This is a genomic window from Streptomyces sp. NPDC059582, assembly GCF_042735715.1.
GTDB lineage: Bacteria > Actinomycetota > Actinomycetes > Streptomycetales > Streptomycetaceae > Streptomyces.
Genome location: NZ_JBHWCC010000072.1, coordinates 1 through 18,450, shown reverse-complemented (window position 1 = coordinate 18,450; position 18,450 = coordinate 1). Strand labels below are relative to the sequence as shown.

General features: G+C 70.0%; 17 protein-coding genes and 4 pseudogenes. 10 read left to right on the top strand and 11 right to left on the bottom strand.

Features of this window, described 5'->3' with window-relative positions; translation table 11 throughout:
* Positions 1 to 51: 51 nt before the first annotated feature.
* The 5 genes and pseudogenes from ACFV0T_RS38020 to ACFV0T_RS38000 form a co-directional block, all read right to left on the bottom strand.
* The gene (locus ACFV0T_RS38020; protein WP_385789462.1) at positions 52 to 723 is read right to left on the bottom strand and encodes an HAD family hydrolase; all 672 of its coding nucleotides are present in this window, start codon (positions 721 to 723) and stop codon (positions 52 to 54) included.
* A 19-nt stretch (positions 724 to 742) separates the two neighbouring features.
* Positions 743 to 1,708, bottom strand: a complete 966-nt coding sequence (locus ACFV0T_RS38015) for an LLM class F420-dependent oxidoreductase (RefSeq protein ID WP_385789506.1) — start codon at positions 1,706 to 1,708, stop codon at positions 743 to 745.
* 112 nt (positions 1,709 to 1,820) lie between these two features.
* Complete coding sequence (locus ACFV0T_RS38010; protein WP_385789505.1) at positions 1,821 to 2,168, bottom strand: hypothetical protein; 348 nt, start codon at positions 2,166 to 2,168, stop codon at positions 1,821 to 1,823.
* 5 nt (positions 2,169 to 2,173) lie between these two features.
* Complete coding sequence (locus tag ACFV0T_RS38005; protein ID WP_385789509.1) at positions 2,174 to 2,464, bottom strand: hypothetical protein; 291 nt, start codon at positions 2,462 to 2,464, stop codon at positions 2,174 to 2,176.
* A gap of 64 nt (positions 2,465 to 2,528) precedes the next feature.
* Positions 2,529 to 3,152, bottom strand: a pseudogene (locus ACFV0T_RS38000) (formate dehydrogenase); the annotation flags it as partial.
* A gap of 529 nt (positions 3,153 to 3,681) precedes the next feature.
* Here ACFV0T_RS38000 and ACFV0T_RS37995 point away from each other — a divergent pair.
* Positions 3,682 to 4,056 (top strand): DUF488 domain-containing protein, encoded by a 375-nt coding sequence (locus tag ACFV0T_RS37995; protein ID WP_385789461.1) that lies wholly within the window; start codon positions 3,682 to 3,684, stop codon positions 4,054 to 4,056.
* Between the two features lie 63 nt (positions 4,057 to 4,119).
* Here the strand turns inward: ACFV0T_RS37995 and ACFV0T_RS37990 are convergent.
* Positions 4,120 to 4,331 (bottom strand): annotated as a pseudogene (locus tag ACFV0T_RS37990) (aldehyde dehydrogenase family protein); the annotation flags it as partial.
* Positions 4,332 to 4,531: 200 nt separating this feature from the next.
* Here ACFV0T_RS37990 and ACFV0T_RS37985 point away from each other — a divergent pair.
* The 5 genes and pseudogenes from ACFV0T_RS37985 to ACFV0T_RS37965 all read left to right on the top strand — a co-directional run bounded on the left by ACFV0T_RS37985 (position 4,532) and on the right by ACFV0T_RS37965 (position 7,446).
* Positions 4,532 to 4,744, top strand: coding sequence for a hypothetical protein (locus ACFV0T_RS37985; protein ID WP_385789459.1), 213 nt, complete (start codon positions 4,532 to 4,534; stop codon positions 4,742 to 4,744).
* A 421-nt stretch (positions 4,745 to 5,165) separates the two neighbouring features.
* Positions 5,166 to 5,540: a VOC family protein gene (locus tag ACFV0T_RS37980; RefSeq protein ID WP_385789457.1), complete on the top strand. Its 375-nt coding sequence runs from the start codon at positions 5,166 to 5,168 to the stop codon at positions 5,538 to 5,540.
* 127 nt (positions 5,541 to 5,667) lie between these two features.
* Positions 5,668 to 6,693, top strand: a pseudogene (locus tag ACFV0T_RS37975) (proton-conducting transporter membrane subunit); the annotation flags it as partial.
* Between the two features lie 21 nt (positions 6,694 to 6,714).
* Complete coding sequence (locus tag ACFV0T_RS37970) at positions 6,715 to 6,885, top strand: hydrophobic protein (RefSeq protein ID WP_385789503.1); 171 nt, start codon at positions 6,715 to 6,717, stop codon at positions 6,883 to 6,885.
* 330 nt (positions 6,886 to 7,215) lie between these two features.
* Complete coding sequence (locus ACFV0T_RS37965; protein ID WP_385789455.1) at positions 7,216 to 7,446, top strand: hypothetical protein; 231 nt, start codon at positions 7,216 to 7,218, stop codon at positions 7,444 to 7,446.
* Here ACFV0T_RS37965 and ACFV0T_RS37960 read toward each other — a convergent pair.
* Complete coding sequence (locus tag ACFV0T_RS37960) at positions 7,417 to 8,655, bottom strand: PP2C family protein-serine/threonine phosphatase (RefSeq protein ID WP_385789501.1); 1,239 nt, start codon at positions 8,653 to 8,655, stop codon at positions 7,417 to 7,419. The two genes, ACFV0T_RS37965 and ACFV0T_RS37960, sit on opposite strands and share 30 nt — an antisense overlap.
* A gap of 151 nt (positions 8,656 to 8,806) precedes the next feature.
* Between ACFV0T_RS37960 and ACFV0T_RS37955 the strand changes: the two genes are divergently transcribed.
* The gene (locus tag ACFV0T_RS37955; protein WP_385789507.1) at positions 8,807 to 8,944 is read left to right on the top strand and encodes a hypothetical protein; all 138 of its coding nucleotides are present in this window, start codon (positions 8,807 to 8,809) and stop codon (positions 8,942 to 8,944) included.
* Here the strand turns inward: ACFV0T_RS37955 and ACFV0T_RS37950 are convergent, their stop codons facing one another.
* The 3 genes and pseudogenes from ACFV0T_RS37950 to ACFV0T_RS37940 all read right to left on the bottom strand — a co-directional run bounded on the left by ACFV0T_RS37950 (position 8,945) and on the right by ACFV0T_RS37940 (position 11,763).
* Entirely contained in the window at positions 8,945 to 9,211 is a 267-nt protein-coding gene (locus ACFV0T_RS37950) for a zinc-binding dehydrogenase (RefSeq protein ID WP_385789499.1), read from the bottom strand.
* 80 nt (positions 9,212 to 9,291) lie between these two features.
* Positions 9,292 to 9,417, bottom strand: a pseudogene (locus tag ACFV0T_RS37945) (alcohol dehydrogenase); the annotation flags it as partial.
* Positions 9,418 to 10,671: 1,254 nt separating this feature from the next.
* On the bottom strand, positions 10,672 to 11,763 hold the full coding sequence (locus tag ACFV0T_RS37940; RefSeq protein WP_385789453.1) for an alkene reductase: 1,092 nt from the start codon (positions 11,761 to 11,763) through the stop codon (positions 10,672 to 10,674).
* Between the two features lie 617 nt (positions 11,764 to 12,380).
* Here ACFV0T_RS37940 and ACFV0T_RS37935 point away from each other — a divergent pair.
* Positions 12,381 to 13,889, top strand: coding sequence for an MFS transporter (locus ACFV0T_RS37935; protein ID WP_385789451.1), 1,509 nt, complete (start codon positions 12,381 to 12,383; stop codon positions 13,887 to 13,889).
* A gap of 135 nt (positions 13,890 to 14,024) precedes the next feature.
* Here ACFV0T_RS37935 and kdpB read toward each other — a convergent pair whose 3' ends face one another.
* Positions 14,025 to 16,178: a potassium-transporting ATPase subunit KdpB gene (gene kdpB, locus ACFV0T_RS37930; RefSeq protein WP_385789449.1), complete on the bottom strand. Its 2,154-nt coding sequence runs from the start codon at positions 16,176 to 16,178 to the stop codon at positions 14,025 to 14,027.
* 704 nt (positions 16,179 to 16,882) lie between these two features.
* Between kdpB and ACFV0T_RS37925 the strand changes: the two genes are divergently transcribed.
* Both ACFV0T_RS37925 and ACFV0T_RS37920 read left to right on the top strand, forming a co-directional pair.
* Positions 16,883 to 18,100: a hypothetical protein gene (locus ACFV0T_RS37925; protein WP_385789447.1), complete on the top strand. Its 1,218-nt coding sequence runs from the start codon at positions 16,883 to 16,885 to the stop codon at positions 18,098 to 18,100.
* Complete coding sequence (locus tag ACFV0T_RS37920; protein WP_385789445.1) at positions 18,043 to 18,186, top strand: 3-oxoacyl-[acyl-carrier-protein] synthase III C-terminal domain-containing protein; 144 nt, start codon at positions 18,043 to 18,045, stop codon at positions 18,184 to 18,186. Before ACFV0T_RS37925 ends, ACFV0T_RS37920 begins: the two co-directional genes overlap by 58 nt.
* Positions 18,187 to 18,450: the final 264 nt, after the last annotated feature.

Below are 18,450 nucleotides of genomic sequence, written 5' to 3'. Positions count from 1 at the left end.
CGGAGATCAGCGGGCCGACGAGCTGGACGGCCGGACAGAGGCGGGGAAGGTTCACTCCCGGTCGGCAAAGACGCTGGCATCCAGCCGTGCGAGAAGGTCGGCGGGGTCCCGGTACACCGCGCGAGCGCCTGCCGCCTCCAGATCCGCACGCGGGATTCCGCCGGACAGAACCGCCACGGGAGTCACCCCGTCCCGCACGGCGGCCTTCATGTCCCAGACGCTGTCGCCGACGAACACGGCCCGTTCACTCGGTACGCCGGCGAGTTCTCTGGCCTGTTCGACCGGATCGGGGGCGGGTTTGCCGGCGGCGACATCGTCCGCGCTGGCTGCTCCGAGGAGGACGTCGTCGGCGTCGATGGCACGGCGCAGGGCGTCGAGTTCCGCGCCACTCGCCGAGGTGGCCAGTACGATCTCCCATCCTCGCGCGGCCAGGACGCGGAGCAGGTCGCCCGCCGAGTCGAGTGACGGCAGCCGGTCGAAATGCGTGGCGTAGAGGGTGTGGTGGGCCGCGGAGAGCTGCTCATCGCCGTCGGGGTCGCGGTCGTCGCCGAGAAGGTGGTCGATCAGGTCGGTGCCGCTGAGCCCCACGGCCCGATGGATCTCGCGCATGGGGACACGGTGGCCCGCCTGGCGGAAGGCCTCCCACCAGGTGACGACATGCAGGTGATTGGTGTCGACGAGCGTTCCGTCGACATCGAAGATCGCAGCACGTTTCGTGGTCATCTCGGCTGTCCTCGGACTTTCACAGTTCGCGCAGGACGGGGAGCAGCTTCTGCTGGGCCCACTCCAGATACGGTTCCTGGTGGTCGCCGCCGATCTGGACGAGGGCGAGCTCGGTGAATCCCGCTTCGACGTAAGGGGTTACGGCCTCGACGACGGCGTCCACGTCGTCGCCGCAGGGGATGGACCGGGCCACGTCCTCGGGTCGTACGAACTGGGTGGCACCGGTGAAGCCGGCGGGCCCGGGCAGTTCGGAGTTGACCGACCAGCCGCCGCCGAACCAGCGGAACTGGTCGTGGGCGCGCGCGATCGCCGCGTCGCGGTCCGTGTCGTAACAGACCGGCAGTTGGCCGACTTTGGGCTTTCCCTCACCGCCGTGCCGGTCGAAGGCCGAGACCAGTTCGGGTTTGGGCTCCGTCGCGATCAGAAGGTCGGCGAGACGTCCGGCGAGTTCACACGAGTGGTCACCGGAGACGGCGACACCGATCGGCGGCGGCGAGTCGGGGAGGTCCCACAGGGTGGCGTTCTCGACGTCGAAATGGTCACCGTGGTAGCTGACGTTCTCTCCCGCGAAGAGTGACCGGATGATCTCCACGGCCTCCTCGAGCATCTCCAGCCGGACGTGCGCGGCCGGCCATCCGCCGCCCACCACGTGCTCGTTGAGGTTCTCCCCGGATCCGAGTCCCAGGCGGAAGCGTCCCTGCGACAGGAGTTGCATGGTGGCGGCCTTCTGGGCGACCACCGCCGGGTGATAGCGGGTCGTGGGGCACGTCACGTAGGTCATCAGCGGGATGCGCTCGGTGGCCTGCGCGGCGGCACCGAGCACGCTCCACGCGTACGGTGCGTGACCCTGGGACTCAAGCCAAGGGAAGTAGTGATCGGACGTGACGGAGAAGTCGAAGCCGGCGCGCTCGGCGCCGACGACGTGGCCGACGAGCTCGCGTGGGCCGGCCTGCTCGGTCATCATCGTGTATCCGATCCGTACCATGTCGCTCTTCTCCTCGTGAATCGGTCGCACCCGGTCCCACCGCTCGGCCTCTCCCGATCCCACGGTCGGCGTGCGGGTCTGCTTCTCGGCGCGGTTCGTCATCAGGGTGAGATCACTGCTGCTTGGTCCGGATCCGCAGGTCGACCTCCTTTTCCTGGTCTCCCGACACGGTGCCCTGCTCGTGCACGGTGAACGCGGCTTCGAGAGCTTCACAGAGCCGGTCCACGGCGGCATATCCGCCCTGCAGCGTCGCGGTGAGCGAACCCTCCAGAGAGATCGGCCCGGTGGGGATCCGTTCCGGTGTCGGCTCGAACTGCGCGGTCCACACGACCGGGTGGTTGCCCTGCTGCTCCTGGGGCGCGGCATCGGCGGGCCGGTCGGTGGGGAACGCCGTCCGCAGAACGTCGAAGACGGTGGTGGCGTCCGCCCGGGACGCTCCGGTGAGGGACACGGTGACCATCGGGGTTACCCGCCTTCCTGTTGAGGGGCGACTTTCCGTTGCGGGGCGACGGTGTACTTCGGGTCCTCCGCGGAGGCGATGCCCGCCGCGAAGCCCCCGAAGCGGGTACAGACCGAACCCGCGAGCAGCGCGAGCCCCCCGACCGGCGACCGGCCGACTGCGGCAGCCGCCAGTGCCGCGGTCGCGGCGCCCGCCAGGGTCAGACCACACACGGCACGCATCACCGCGCCCGCGCGGCCTTCGCACCAGGTCTCGGCGACCATGCCCAGGCGTCGATGCGCGGCCTGGGCGGCCATGCTCTCGGCCGTTGCGGCGAGCACCGCCGCGCAACGGGCGGGACCGCTCTCGCTTCGCGGGGCGGGGGCGGGCGCCGGTGCGGGCGCCTCCCGACCCGTGGCTCTCGGACCTTCCCGAGCCCTGTGTCTTCTGCTCGTACTGTTCGTCGACGTCGCCGGAGGGAGCCTGGACCTCCACGCCCTCGTACTGCCGGCTGCGTGGGTCGTAGTGGCGGCTTTCCGTGTCGATCCCGGAGTAGACGCCGTCCAGGTCCTCGGTGTCCTGGAAGTTCTCGCTGACGATCGAGGCGGCGTTGGTGTAGGCGAGGACGTACACCCGGAAGTCCTTCTCCCCGGTGAGCACATGGTTGATCACCGCGAGGGTCGCGCCACCGAGGCTGGCGATGCCGAGCGTGCGTGCGGTACGCAGCCCGTCCTGCTCCCACTCCCAGGTGCGGCGCCGCGTCTCGATGGGCGAGGCCGGGTCGCCTTCGATCTGGACCACCTTGTCGTCCCTGACATAGATCTGTCGGCCACAGCCGACCGCACAGTAGGGACAGATGGACGGAACCACCCGGTCAGCGGTGTCGGTGCGCGGCCTGAGTTGCTGCGTGCGTGCAGATATGGCCGCCCGACCGCGCCCCAGCGGATCGGACCCCGTCAGCTGCCGGTAGACGGGCCAGTCACTGACCCAGGTGCGTACACCCATGGCATGTCCTTTCGGGCGGCCGGACTCCTGGCAACCGTCACGGGCGGGGTCCTCGTCTGTCGTTGCCCGCTGAGCGGACGGGTCCCGAGTACCCGGTTTCGATCTCGGCCTCCGCTGCTCCCACGAAGGCCTCCGCGGCAATCGCTCACAGCGTTCTCGCTTCCTGGCGCCGAACAGGCGTGAGGCGCAAGTACCCCGGCGGCCGACGATGATGCCCATGGGCCGTCCGCGAGGCTGGTCGCAGCCACGCAGAGCGTCGGCGGGTATTCCTGCGGGTCGCCTCACCCTGGAGGGGCCGTTCTCATCCCACGGTGTGAACGCGTCCGCGCCCGCGGCATCCCGGCGCACTCCGTCCGGCGCGACCTCGCGAGCTTCCGCGAAACCGCCCCCGACCGTGCAGGCGCGCCTTCGCAGATCGACGAGCCTCGACGCCAGGCCGCCGATAGAGTGACAACCAACAACCCCCGCCTCGGCGCGGACGTCCCCGGCGTAGCGTCTGGCAGGCCGACTGGGACAGGTGACGACGGCCATGCCCGCACGGTTCAGTTACCGGAGAATTTATGAAAGCACCTCGCCGCACGACGGCAAGCGCGTGCTTGTCGACCGGCTGTGGCCCCGTGGCGTGAGCAAGGAGCGAGCACACCTGGACGAGTGGCTCCGCGATGTGGCGCCATCGACCGACCTGCGCCACTGGTATCACCACGATCCGGAGCGCTTCCCCGAGTTCCGTGACCGCTACCTCGCCGAGCTGGAGGACGTCGCCCACCGCCCGGCCGTGAAACATCTGCGGGACCTCGCCGCACAGGACAAGGTCACTTTGCTCACCGCCACCAAGGACCTCGATCGCAGTGAGGCCGCTGTGCTCGCCCGGTGGCTGGACGAGGCCGCCACCACGAACCGATAGCGAAACGGCTTTGCAGAGGCCGGCATCTCGCCGAAGAGCGGGAAGAACGCCTTGGGACGACGCTCATGGTCCTGCACGACGGAAATGCATGTCCTGCGTGTAGAAGTGCACGGCCTCGCCGCCGTACATGCGGTGGTCGCCGGAGGCTGAGTCCTTCCACCCACCGAAGGAGTGGAAGCCCACCGGCACCGGCATCGGCACGTTCACGCGGACCATGCCGGTCTCGACCTCCCGCTGGAACCGCGGGCCGCGCTGCCGTCGCGGGTGAGGATCGAGCCGGGGTGGTACCAGCATGTGGTTCTTCGCGCCGCCGAGGCCCGGACACGCTTGCCACCGGCGGAGAGTCTCGCTCGCTGAGCGCAGTGCCGCTGGGGTCGTCGAGTCGACGGGGCGGTAGCCCATCCGGCGGAGCTCCTCGTCCCCCCAGGCGGTGCGACCTCTACTGTGGGCGGTACGTCGATACACGGAGGCCGTCATGTCGGAGCAGCCGAAGCCGGGCCTGTTGGGAACCGAGGCGCGGCAGGTGGAGTTCCCGGACGGTAGTCGCGGGATCATCCTGGTGAAGGCCGGGCTGCCGCAGGTCGAGGCGGATCTCCTCGCGGCAAAGGTATGGGCGGAGCGGCCTGAGGCAGTGGCCTGCGTGGATGCCTCTGCGGCTGGCCGAGAACCGGAATCAGGCGCTGTCTAGGCGGTCTCTCTCGCCGAGGCAGGTGGGCCGGGACGGCTGTCGTGGTGTCGGCAACATCTCGCGGGCGGCGCGGAGCCGACGAGTCTCTGTGGGAAAGGCGCCGGGACAGGCATGGCAGAAGGCAGCCCAGAGCACCCGGATGGCCACTCTTCACGCGCCGGCACCAACTGGCAGTCGCACGCGGTGGGTCGGACCCTGCACGCACGTGGTCTCGGGCGTCGCCCTGATCGGCACCCGCGACGGCACCGTCCCCCGTCACACGCGGCATGCCGCGGTGGCGAGGGTCGACCGGCGGCATGCGGCGTGGGTGAAGCCCGGGGGCGGTCCGGCGTACTGGCGCGCATGCCCACCGCGGTTGCGGGTACGACCCCTCCCGTACGGGGGCGTCGCGTCGGCGCCCGAAGAGCGAGGGGTGTCGTAAGTGATTCGAAAGCTGCAGGCGGTCGCGCTGGACTGCGCCGATCCGATACAGCTCGCGGAGTTCTACGCGGATCTGCTCGGCGGCCGGGTGGTCGCGGACCCGAAGGATCCCGACTGGGTTGAGGTACACGGGTTCGAGGGGACGCCGCTGGCCTGTCAGCGGGTGGACGGCTATCGACCGCCCGAATGGCCCAGCCGACAGAGCCCGCAGCAGCTCCACCTGGACTTCGACGTGGACGACCTCGACGGGGAGGAGAAGCGGGCGCTCGCCCTCGGCGCGACGGTGCTGGAGCGGACGGACCAGCTCCGCGCGGAGGCCAACTGGCGGGTCTACGCGGACCCGGCCGGACATCCGTTCTGCCTCTGCCTTCACTGAGTCTTTCCGGGCCCTACGGCCCTCCGCAAGCCCTGAGGTAACGTCAGGACCAGCCGCTCGGCGGGGATCTCGCCCCCGCGTTCCCCTTCTGCTGCCGGCCCTGCAGCAGAACTCCGAGCGCCGTGCCGCGCACGCGGTCGCCCCCACCCCGGTATGCATGCTGCTGTCCGGCGTCATGGCCGAGCTCGGCGCCTTCGGCGTCTGGCGGGTGTACACCACCGTCTTCGCCGGGCCGGGCGGAATCCCGGCGGCCGGTCTGGAGCGGGCGCTGGTGACGCTCGGCGCCCTCACCGCGGCGATCGGCGCGGTCATGTGCTGGTACCAGCGGCACATCGAGCGGCTCCTCGCCTACTCCGCGGTCGCCCATCTGGGCCTGTTCCTCGTCGGCATCGGAGTGCTCCGGCCGGAGGCCGACGCCGGGGTCGCGCTGTACGTCCTTGGGCACGCCGGGGTGAAGGCGGCCCTGTTCGCCTGCGTCGGCGTGCTCCTCGACCGCTACGGCAGCGTCGACGAACTCACCTTGCACGGCCGCGTACGCGGGATGCGCGGGGTCGGCGCGATGTGCGTGGCGGGCGCGCTGGGCCTCGCGGGCCTGCCCCCGTTCGGCAAGGCGCTGGGGAGGTCGATGGTGGAGGAGGCCGGCGGCGGGCCGCTCACGGCGTTGTTCGTCATCGCGCCGGCGATCACCGCGGGCGCGGCGCTGCGGGTGACCGCCCGGGTGTTCTGGGGCCCGGGGCGACGCTCCACCGACCCGGGCGACTCCGCGGACAGGACCACCGGCTCCGCCGAGCAGCCCGAGACCGCGGGCAGACTGGGGCGGATCCCGGACACCATGACGGCCGTCCCCGCGGTGCTGCTGGCCGGTGCACTCGCCGTCGGCGTGGTCCCCGGCTTCGCGGAACGTGTCGCGCGGGGCGTCGCCGGGACCGGATCGGGCGGTGTCGGTGCCATGGTCGCGGTGCACTGGACACGCCCCGGGATCGTGCTCGGGTTGCTGTCCACGCTGCTGGCCGTGTGCGTCGCCCTTCTCGCGGTGACGCGCCCGCGCTGGGCGGCGGCCCCGGGCTGGGCTCGGCCCCTGCGCCGTCTGCAGTCAGGCCACGTCGGGGACTACGTCGCGTGGCTTGTGCTGGGGGCTGCCGCATTGGGGGCGGAGCCGAAGGAGGTGCACACTGTGGTTCCCGTTTTGCTGGTACTGCTGTTGGCGCTGATTCTTTTCGGCGCCGGATTCGCCGTGAAGGTGCTCTGGTGGATCGCGCTCGCCGTCCTCGTCGTCTGGCTGCTGGGATTCCTCTTCCGTGGGACCTCGGCGGCGGGAGGCAGGGGGCGCTGGTACCGGTGGTGAGGCATCTGGTGCCCGGTCCCGGGGGAGCGCGCTCAGTTCTGGGGGAGTAGCGGTCCGGGCGGCCCGAGGTCCAGGTCGAGGTCCTCGGGCCGCACCCCGTAGTGCTCCACGTCCGCGATGCGCCAGGTGCTGCCCCCGTGACGACCTCGGCGCCGGTTGGAATTCCCGTCAGCCGATGCCGAGTTCCTCGGCGATCTCGGACACCGTCCCGGGTGTTGCAGTTCCTGCTCGGTCTGTCGGCCCGTCAGGCAGGGGAAGCGAGCCGCTGTCGCATCGGTCTCGAGTACGCGCGGGCCATGGGAGCCGGACGATTCAGGTTCTCACCACAGGGTGCCGGCCGACTTCGGCGCGCGCCTCGCTCATGATGATCGCGCCGACGGACTTCTCGATCTTGCGCTCGCGCGCTTGAAGGAGGTCGGACTCGTGCGTGAGCGCAATCCACAGCGCACCTCACAGCGCACCGGATCCACCCACGTCCTGGCCGCGGTGCGCAACCTGACCTACTGGAGTGATCACCGGGGCACTGGATGCTTACGGCTGCTGCTTCATGCGGCCGGCTGAGGCCTGTTGGGTGTCCGCGCCGGAGCTGACGTGTCGCTGGGTCTCCTGGGGGCCGTGCCAGTCCAGGCACATCACGGTGGCATCGTCTTCGAGGCGGCCGCCGGCGGCGTCCCGGACCGCGGACGTCAGCGTGAGCGCGGTTTCGCGAGGGTGCAGGTCTTGGGTGCGCTCCAAAAGAGCGGCCAGGTCGATACTCTCCCCGTGGCGTTCGAGCATGCCGTCGGTCAGCATGAGCAGACGGTCGCCGGGGCGTAGTTCAATGTCCTGGACGCGGTAGGGCCGGGGCATATGCAGGGACAGTCCGAAGGGATGGTCCACCTTGCAGGTGATCGTCTCCGCGGTTCCCTCGCGCATGCGCAGTGGCCAGGGGTGACCGGCGTTGACGAGCTGGGCCTGTCCGGTGTGGAGGTTGATGCGCAGCAGCTGCCCGGTGGCGTGGCCGTGGCCGTGGTCGGCCAGCGCCTGGTCGGCCCGGTGGGCCTGCTCGGTCAGGTCGGCTCCCGCGCGGCGGGCGCCGCGCAGGGCGCCCACCAGGACCGTGGCGGCGAGGGCGGCGTCGATGTCATGGCCCATGGGGTCGGTCACCGACACGTGCAGCGTGTCCCGGTCCAGGGTGTAGTCGAAGGTGTCGCCGCTGAGGTCCTCGGAGGGTTCCAGGCTTCCGCACAGGGTGAACTGTGCGGCCTCGCACGACAGTGACGGGGGGAGCAGCTGGTACTGGATTTCTGCTGCCAGGGTGGGGGGTCTGGAGCGTTTGCCCCAGGTGTAGAAGTCGGTGAAGCGCCCGTTGGCGATCACGACGTAGGCCAGGACATGGGCGGCTTCCCCTACCGCATCGAGGATGTCTTCGCCGGGGGTGGCCGGCAGGAGCAGTTCCAGCAGCCCGATGGCGTCTCCCCGGTTGGTGACCGGAACGATCACCCGCTGTCCCCGGCCGGTCGCCTCCTGATACAGCCGCTGGGTACGGATCACCTGCTCGTAGACGCTGCCGAACATCGGGATCCGCTCCGCTTCCCGCGAACCTCCCGCTGTCCCGGCGGTGGACAGCCGCGCCACCGACTTCCCGGTCAGGTCGACGATGAGAAAGGAGACCTTCGTGGCCTCGAAACGCCGCCGTAGGTCCTGCGCGATCACGTCGACGGCGTCTGCCGGTGCCGCTGTCTCCGCGGCCGTCAGCAGCCGGGGGAGTTCACTGTTTCCGCCACTCACGGCCGCGGTCCCTTCCACCAGCCCTGATCCCAGCTTGGGTGCCGTCACGGTAGACGTCAATCTGTGACCAGTCACGCTAAGTGAAGCGTCGGCAGCGGGTGGGGCGACCGCGAAGGGACGGCCCTGGCTGCTGCGGGTCGCAGTCCGGCACGTGTTCTCCTTTCGCCCCGGGACCGCGGCCCGCTGGGTGGCGCCGCGCCTGGTCGGGGAGAACGTGGATGTCACCCGCACCTGGGGGTTGCGTTTCCTGTGGCGGTCCTCGTCCACCGACTTTGCCCTGGTGCTGTGATCAGGGGATGACGACCAGGCGCCCGGTGACGTTTCCGTCGGCCAGGCGGGCCAGTGCCTCGTTGACCTGTTCCAGGGGATACTCCGCCTGCACGCACCCGCGGACGAGGCGTGCCTCGGCCATCCGCATGACCGTGTGGGCGTCGGCGAGGGTGGCACCGACGGAGCCTCGGATCTCGGTCTCACGGACGACGACGTCGAGCACATCGAGGGTGGCGGGCTTGCCCGTGTATCCGACGAGGACGACGCGGCCCCGAGTTCGGGCCATCCGCACGGCCTGTGCGGGGTGTGAGCGGTGCCCACGGTGTCGACGACGACGTGGCAGCCGTCTCCCTCGGTCGCCGCGCGGACGGCCTCGACGGGGTCGTCCGTACCCGGGTCGATCACTGTCGCCGCTCCGTATCGCAGCGCCTGTTGCCGGCTGGGTGCGTGCGGGTCGACGGCGATGACGCGGGCGCCGTCGGCGACGGCCACCTGGACGAGGGCCAGGCCGACTCCGCCGGTGCCGACGACCACGACGGTCTCGTCCACGCCGACGCGGGCGACCGTGCGCACGACGCGGACGGCAGTGGTCCCCGAGCAGCCGAGGACGGCGGCTTCGGCGAAGGAGACCGTAGCGGCGACGGGCACCAGGGGTCCACCGCGTCCTGCGCCCCGGCGCCCGCTACGCCGTACTCGACACCAACCCCGCTACGACAGGCATCCAGTTCTCGACCTTCCGCAATGGTGAATCCGGCCGCGCCTACGCCCCCGGAGAGCGCCGCCGGGTCCTCCTGGACCAGCCGGGCGGCGGTGACCCGCTGGAACTCATCGACCACCACTGGCCGCGCCAGACCTATCTCGACGTCCTGAGCGAGGCGGGCTTCACCGACCTGACCGTCGAGGAACCGCTCCTCGCCGACCCCTCGGCGCTGCCAGGCCCCGATCCCGCCGAAACCGTCCATCCGCCGTTCCTCATCGTCACGGGAGTCAAGCAGTGACCACCTCCACCGCAGCCGTCCAGCAGACCCGCAGCGTGTTCCTCGCCGGCCCGTTCAAGGCGCTCGTCGGCGCGGACGGATCCATGAACACCCAGGCGCGGGCCCGCTTCGAGGCACTCATCGAGCACCTGGAGGCCGAGGGCTATCACGTCTACAACGCCCACCGGCGCGAGTCCTGGGGCGCGCAGTTCCTCACCCCCGACGAGTGCACCCGCCTCGACTACGACGAGAGCCAGCACCGTCTTCGTCGCCTTTCCCGGTCACCCGGCCTCACCCGGCACCCACATCGAGATCGGCTGGGCCTCCGCGTTCGGCAAGCCGATCGTCCTGCTCCTCGAGGACGGGGCCGATTACGCCTTTCTCGTTTGGGGCCTTCACACTGTCGCGGACGTCACCTATCTGACCATCGGCGACACCGGAGCCTTCGCCGCCGAGGTGATCAACACGGTCAACCGGCTCGCCGAGCATGCTGCCGGGAGCGGCACGGGCGTCGGACTCACCCCACGCGGGCCCGCGGTGTCCGGGCCCGGCCGGCTGGTTCGGAGCTGAGGTCGGGCGCCGGCCTGGCCCGGTACTGCGACGCCCCGTACGAGGGCCGCCACAGGGCCGCCGTCGTCGGCGCGGACGAGGTGTCCGGCGGCTCGGACAAGTGCAAGGTCCCCTGTTCGACTCCGGCGGCGGCCGTACGTAAGTGTGGCCGGGCGCCGGGAAGAGGCGGGTATGGGCACCACGGTGGCCGGTCAGCCGGTCAGCCGGTGAGGGAGGGGTAGTCGGTGTATCCGGTGGCGTCGCCGCCGGAGATGACCTCGGGCCGCAGTTCGTTGAGCGGGGAACCGTCGGTGAGGCGGCGCGGCAGGTCGGGGTTGGCGATGAAGAGGCGTCCGAAAGCGATGGCGTCGGCCCAGCCCGCGCGCAGGATGCGGGCGCTCTTGTCGGGGGTGTAGTTGCCGGCGGCGATGATGACGCCGTCGAACGCCTCGCGGAGCTTGATGCGGAAGTCGTCGTCGAGTTCCGGGCCGCCGGCCCAGTCGGGTTCGCACAGGTGGAGGTAGCCCAGCTCGCGCCGGTTGAGTTCACCGGCGATGTGCAGGCCCATCTCCAGGCCGTCGCTGTCGTCGAGGCCACCGACCTTGATCAGGGGAGAGATGCGCATGCCGACGTGGGCCGGATCCCAGGCGTCCACAACGGCGTCGACAACCTCCAGGGGGAAACGCGCGCGGTTGTCGACGCTGCCGCCGTACTGGTCCTCGCGGTGGTTGCTGCTGCTGGACATGAACTGCTGGAGAAGGTAACCGTTGGCGCCGTGGATCTCGACCATGTCGAAGCCGGCGGCGCGGGCGTTGAGGGTCGCCCTGTGGTAGTCGTCGAGGACACGGGGCAGTTCGTCGGCGGCCAGTGCGCGCGGGGTGGGCGCCTCGACGGACATGAGGTTGCCGTCGGGGCCCTGGATCCTGGTAGTGCCCTTGAACGGCAGGGCGCTGGCGGAGACGCCCGGCTCGCCGCCGTGGACGGCAGGGTGGGTGATGCGGCCGACGTGCCACAACTGCAGGACGATCCTGCCTCCCGCGCCGTGGACCGCGTCCGTGATGCGGCGCCAACCGGCGACCTGCTCCTCGGAGTAGATGCCCGGGGTGGCGTGGTAGCCCTTGCCTTCGGGGCTGATCTGGGTGCCCTCGGTGACGATCAGGCCCGCGCTTGCGCGCTGGGTGTAGTACTCGCGCATGAGGTCGGTGGGGATGTCGCCGGGCTGGGCGGCGCGCATGCGCGTGAGGGGAGCCATGAACATGCGGTTGTGGGTGGTGAAGGCGGGCAGGGCAAGTTGATGGGTCAAATCGGGCATGGTTGTCCTTCCTGTCAGTATCGATCGGCTGTGATGGTGTTTTTGCGGATGCGGGGGGCAACGCGGCGCCGGGCGGGTCTGCATCGGTCGGTGCCGTGCGTGGCCGGCAGGACGTCGACCGCCTTGTCCACGGCATCCGGGTGGCGACCGGTGCGCAGGACGTATTCGGCCGTCCCGGTATGCAGCAGGGTGAGCTGCTCCGTCGCTTCCGGCTGACGCGCCTCGGCGCGGGCAGGGAGCCCCGCCGTGATCCGTCTTGCGCACCTGCGCCCGCTCCCCGGCGCAGATAGTTTCATTATTAAACCACATGGCTCAGGTGTGACGGCGGACGCACCCTTCTTGCCGCAGATTGCACACGCGCCACCGCTAGTCTAGTTTCATTATGAAACTGGAATGGGTGGCCTTGGTTGCCTGCCCAGCCGCACCGCCGTATGCCTGCAGCCCGTCATGAGTGCAGCGCGCAGAGCGACGCGATGGCTGTCGCCGACCGGGAAGGCACATCGGGGCGCCCGGATTCACCGGGGCATGGCGGCAGGTGCGGTGACCGGCGAGGGGAACGGCATGGGGTGGACCTGGGCCGCCGAGGCGAGGCGGCTGCGTGGACTGGAGGTGTCACGATGACAGAGCTCACCGGTGATGGTCTGCTCCGCAGAAGCCGCCTGCCGGGGGAGGTCCAGAGGCTGCGAAACGACGATCGCCGGGCGGCCGGCTCGGCGGCTCTGCTCACTGTGATGTGTCTGGGCCTGATGCTGTCCATGTTCAACGCGACAGTGGTCAACGTGATGCTGCCCGACATTCGTGTGGCGCTGCATGTCTCCGGGACCAGTTTGCAATGGGTCGCTGCCCTTTTCACGCTCTGCAACGCCGCGCTCCTGTTGGCCGGCGGCGCGCTCGGTGAGCTGATCGGCAAGCGGATGACCTTCCTGAGCGGGGTCGCGGTGTTCACCGCCGGCTCGGCGGCCTGCGCCGCCGCACCGAACCTCGGTGTCCTGCTTGCCGCTCGTACGGTCCAGGCCATCGGCGTGGCGGTGATGACGCCCCAGACCCTGTCGATCCTGGTGACCGAATACACGAACCCGACGCGCCGGGCGCGCGCGGTCGGGATCTGGGCCGGTATGGCCAGCCTCGGGCTCGCCGCAGGTCCCGTGGTAGGTGGCGTGGTCACCGACGTGGGCAGCTGGCGCGGCGGCTTCATGGTGAGCGCTGTCCTCGGCGTGGTCACTCTCCTGCTCGGTTTCCGCGCCATCTCCAGCGCTCGCTACGGCCGTCCCACCCACGCACCGTCACTCGACTTTGCGGGGGCCGCGCTGTCGGTGCTGGCGCTCGGGGCGCTCGTGTTCGGTCTCATCGAATCGGCAACGCTGGGCTGGAACTCGCCATTCATCGTTGGGGCCTTCGCGCTGGCGGCGTCGGCCACCGCCGCGTTCATCCTGACTCAGCGCGCTGCGAGCGGCCGCGGATGCCTGCCACTCATGCCGCTGGAACTATGGCGCAGCCGCGGTTTTGTCGGCGCGAACATAGCCGGACTGGCCTATTTCTTCACGCTGTTCGGAATCCTCTACTTCTACAGCGTGTACTTGCAGCAGTACAGGAGCTTCTCGACCCTGCAAGCGGGGCTGAGCTTCCTGCCGATGACGATCGCCATGGCGTTGGTGGGCCCGGTCACCGGACGGCTGTCCGCCCGGTTCACCACGACATCGCTCACAGTCGCCGGACTCCTCGTGGCCGCGGTGGGATCCTCGCTTCTGGCTCTGTTGTCGGCAGGTGGTGTCGTTGGCGTGGTGTGCAGCCTCGCCCTTTTTGGTGTCGGCGCCGGTCTGATGAGTTCCCCGATGAGCAACATGGCCGTCTCCAGTGTGGCCACGCGTCACAGTGGGGCTGCGTCCGCGACCCATAACGCGTTCCGCCAGATCGGCAGTACGCTCGGCGTCGCCGCGCTGGGCACCATAGTCTCGGCAGGACATCATGCGGCAAGCGGCACGACGACGGCTTTCAGCACCGGACTCAGCCACGCCATGACGGTCGTCGCCGTCGTTCTCGTCATCTGCGCGCTCACGGTTGCCGTGCTCGGAAGGCGGCGATACGACTTTTCGACGGTGACCCCATCGGTCTCGTCGAAGGCGTAGCCCGCAGGAAGGGACAGCAGCCCCAGGAAGGCGCGCAGGTCGCGGCCCATGATCCGTCCCGCGATTGGTTCGGGCGAGGTCGACCCGTCTTCTCTCACACGTCCCTGACGTGCGCCGACGACCTAGGAGAGGGCGTCAGCCGAGGCCCGGTACCCGGGAGATCAGCAGGTCGATCAGCTTGATCCCGACGAAGGGCAGGACGAGCCCCCCGAGGCCGTACAGCATGAGGTTGCGACGCAGCAGGTCGTGCGCCGACGACGGCCTGTAGCGCACGCCCCGCAGTGCCAGCGGGATCAGCGCGACGATGATGAGCGCGTTGAAGATGATCGCCGAGGTGATCGCGGAGGTCGGGCTGTGCAGGCCCATGACGTTGAGCGATCCCAGCCCTGGATAGGCGCCCGCGAACATCGCCGGGATGATCGCGAAGTACTTCGCCACGTCGTTCGTGATGGAGAAGGTCGTCAGCGCGCCCCGCGTGATGAGCAATTGCTTGCCGATCTCGACGATCTCGATGAGCTTGGTGGGGTTGGAGTCCAGGTCGACCATGTTCCCGGCTTCCTTGGCGGCCGACGTGCCGGTGTTCATGGCCACGCCGACGTCGGCCTGCGCCATCGCCGGCGCGTCGTTCGTACCGTCCCCCGTCATGGCGACGAGCTTGCCGCCCTCCTGCTCACGTTTGATCAGGGCGAGTTTGTCCTCGGGGGTCGCCTCGGCCAAGTAGTCGTCCACGCCCGCCTCTTCGGCGATGGCACGGGCGGTGAGCGGGTTGTCGCCCGTGATCATCACCGTGCGGATGCCCATGCGGCGCAGCTCGGTGAAGCGCTCGCGGATGCCGTCCTTGACCACGTCCTTGAGATGGATCAGGCCCAACACCCGGGAGCCTTCCCAGTCGTGCACCGCCACGAGCAGTGGGGTGCCACCCGAACCGGCCACTGAATCCGCGAACGACCTGGCCTCGGAGGGGACGTGGCCGCCATACATCTGAACCCACTCGATGATCTGCTGGGCGGCGCCCTTGCGGATCGCGCACACCGCACCATTGTCCCAGCGCAGGTCGATGCCGCTCATGCGGCTCTGTGCGCTGAACTTCACCCACCGGGCATGTTGCAACTCCCCCTCGGCGGGCGCCCGTAGGCCGTAGCGTTCCTTCGCCAGTATGACGACCGAGCGGCCCTCCGGCGTCTCGTCGGCCAGGGACGACAGCTGCGCGGCGGCGACGAGTTGGCTTTCCGCGATACCGGGCAGCGGCACGAACGCGGCGGCCTCGCGGTTGCCGAGGGTGATGGTGCCGGTCTTGTCGAGAAGGAGGGTGCCCACGTCGCCGGCGGCCTCGACCGCGCGGCCGGACATGGCGAGCACGTTGCGCTGGACGAGCCGGTCCATGCCCGCGATGCCGATCGCGGACAGCAGCGCGCCGATGGTCGTGGGGATGAGGGTGACGAGGAGGGCGACGAGGACGGTGGTGGACTGGGCGGCGTCGGCGTACTCGGCCATCGGCTGGAGGGTGACGACGACCAGGACGAAGATGAGGGTGAGCGCGGCGAGCAGGATGTTGAGGGCTACCTCGTTCGGGGTCTTCTGCCGGGAGGCGCCTTCGACGAGTGCGATCATCCGGTCGAGGAACGAGTGTCCGGGGCGGGCGCTGACACGGACGACGATGCGGTCGGAGAGGGCGGTCGTGCCGCCGGTGACGCCGCTGCGGTCGCCGCCCGATTCACGGATGACCGGCGCGGATTCCCCAGTGACCGCGGATTCGTCGACAGCCGCGGCTCCGTCGATGACATCGCCGTCCGCCGGGATCAGCTCGCCCGCCTCGACCAGGACGACATCGAGCGGTTTGAGGTCGGCGGCAGCCACGGTCTCCGTCTCCGCGTGCCGCAGGTCGGTTCCGTAGCTCCAGTGGCGCAGCCGCCGGGCGACCGTGTCCGTACGGGCTTTGCGCAGCCATTCTGCCTGTGCCTTGCCACGGCCCTCGGCGACGGCCTCCGCGAGATTCGCGAAGATGACCGTCAGCCACAGCCAGGCGCTGATCACCCAGGTGAAGACGGCGGGGTGGAGGACCGCGGAAAGGGTGGTGAGGACAGCTCCGACGGAGACGACGAACAGTACGGGGTTCTTGACCAGGACCTGAGGGTGAAGTTTGCGCAGTGCCTCGGGGAAGGACTGCACGAGTTGGGTGGGTTCGAACAGTCCGCTCGGTGCTCGGCGTCTCCCCCCTTGCTCCGATCCGGGCCGGGGGGCGCGCGCAGAGCGGGACGGCGGGGCTTGCTGGGGAGCGGCGGGGAGCATGGGGACCTTCGTGCCTCGGGGAAAAGAAGCCGGGCCCACGCGCACAGAGGCACGCGGCGAACCGGTCGGGCTGACAGAGCGTGTGGTGGCCGCCGGGCTCCGCGGTGCCGGGGCCCCGGCACCGCAGAGCTGCGCACGGGCTTCGGCGGCGCGATGACGACGGGAGCGCCGCCGCGTGCTCGGCCGCCGGAAGGCCATTCGGTTGCCTTCTGGTGTGGAAGGCGTCCGCGGGTGCTTCCGCTGGAAGCCGTCATGCCACTGACGTCCGAGGTCTCTCCTGCGGCCGAGGGGAAATCTAGCCCGGCCGCGTCTGTGAACCACCCGGTCGAGCGTGGAATTTGCGCCTCTCTTACGGCCGGTCGGAGGCCGACGTCAAGGCCCCGTCAAGGCCGCCTGAGAAGGCATCAGGAGATCATCAACGCACGGCGTCGGTGGTCGAAGCCGGTCCCAGACTGAGCGGCACGGGGGAGACGGGCGACCGTTCGTGGTGTGCCGCCGGAGGGCTCATGACCTCCTCCGAGCTCTCGGCTTCGCTCGAACAGGGGACCGTCATGGCTTTCACCACGCGCAGTCCTGGGACGGGGGCCGGGACCAGCGCACAGCCGTGGCACGGGCCGGTCGCCGCACCCGGGGGCCGGCCCGGTCCACGGCCCGGAGAGGCGCCGCGGCCGCCTGGCCAGGGGCGTCGGCCCCGTCGCGGGGCTGTGGCCGCGTGGGTCGCTCTGCGCCGCCGGTACTGGGTCACCCTGCCCGCGCGGCTGCGTCTGCTGCGCATGGTCACGATCTCGCTCGCCGCCGGCCTGGCCCTCTTGCTCGCGCTGGCCGGGCTCGCCGCGACCCGCACCTGGGACTCCGTCGCCGACCGTGAAGCGCCCCGCACCACCAGCGCCGCCGACCTCGACCTCGCCCTGAACGACATGGACGCCCAGGCCGCCAACATCCTGCTGTCCAGCGCGAACGCGGGCCAAGGGCGCCTGGTGACGCCGTACGAGACGGCGGTCGGGCTCTACCGCGACGCCCGCCGCGCCATCGGCCACGACCTGCGCATGCTCGCCGTCGCCGCCCAAGGCGACCGCGCCGACGAGCTCACGGTGGAATCCCTGACCGACGACTTCGCCGAGTACCAGGAGCTGGTGGGCCGCGCCCTGGAGAGCGACGGCCGTGCCGGCGGCGAACCGGCCGCACTCGCGGACTACCGCAAGGCCACCGACCTGCTGCGGGAGCGACTCCACCCAGGCGCACGGAAGCTGGTGGATTCCAACAACAGCGCGTTCAACACCCGATACCGACAGGCCCGTTCAGCCCTGGTGACCCAGCTGGTCGCCGCCATCGTCCTCGGCGTACTGCTCGTCGTCTCGCTCGGCGTCCTCCAGTGGTACCTGGCCCGCCGTTTCCAGCGGATTCTCAACCCCGTCGTCCTGGCCGCCATGGTCTGCGCGCTGCTCGCCGTCCTCCTCGGTGCCCAGGCACTGTCGGCCACCGCCGAGCACCTGCGCGGGGCGAGGCGTGATGCGTTCGACTCCGTCGTCGCGCTCTCCCGCGCCCGCGCGATCGCCTACGACGCGAACGCCGACGAGAGCCGCTATCTCCTCGACTCCGAACGCCGCGACCAGTACGCGCAGGCCTTCCTCACCAAGTCGCGGGAGCTGTACGGGCTCAAGGGCGCGACCCTCGCCTCGTACGACGACGAGCTCGCCTCGACGTGGCAGGCGTACCGCCTTGACCACGGCGACCTGCGCTTCGCCGGCGAGTTCCGGCGGGAACTCGACAACATCACCTTCGCGGGCGAGCGGGCCGCGGGGCTCGCGAAAGTCCGGTGCTCACCATGTATTGATCCGAGGTTTGTCTTGCCGGCGACCAGATCGTGGGGCTCAACCACCTCGTCGAAACAGGACAGGTGGGTTCCGGCGATCATGTTCTGATCGTGGCCCACGGTTCCGGTGTCTCGATCTCCTGTGCCGTCGTTCGCATCGATCACCTTCCGGTCTGGGCCAAGGAACAGATCTGACCGGCATCGAGTGCCAAAGGACCACACCGGTGCCGGCCGAGGCAGGAAGCGATCCGCCGGAAGGGCCGAGCGGCGCCGGTTCCCGCCGACGGGTCTGTCCCGGGACCGGCGCGACTCTCCGCACGGAGCGGAAACGTCTCGGCCTCACGCAACAGGGCATCGCCGCACGGATGCAGGTCTGCCCGGCACACGTGCCCGTGACCGAAACGGGCACCGAGGTGGGCAGCCGGGCCGAACGGCAGGAGCCCCGGGGGACGTCCCCCG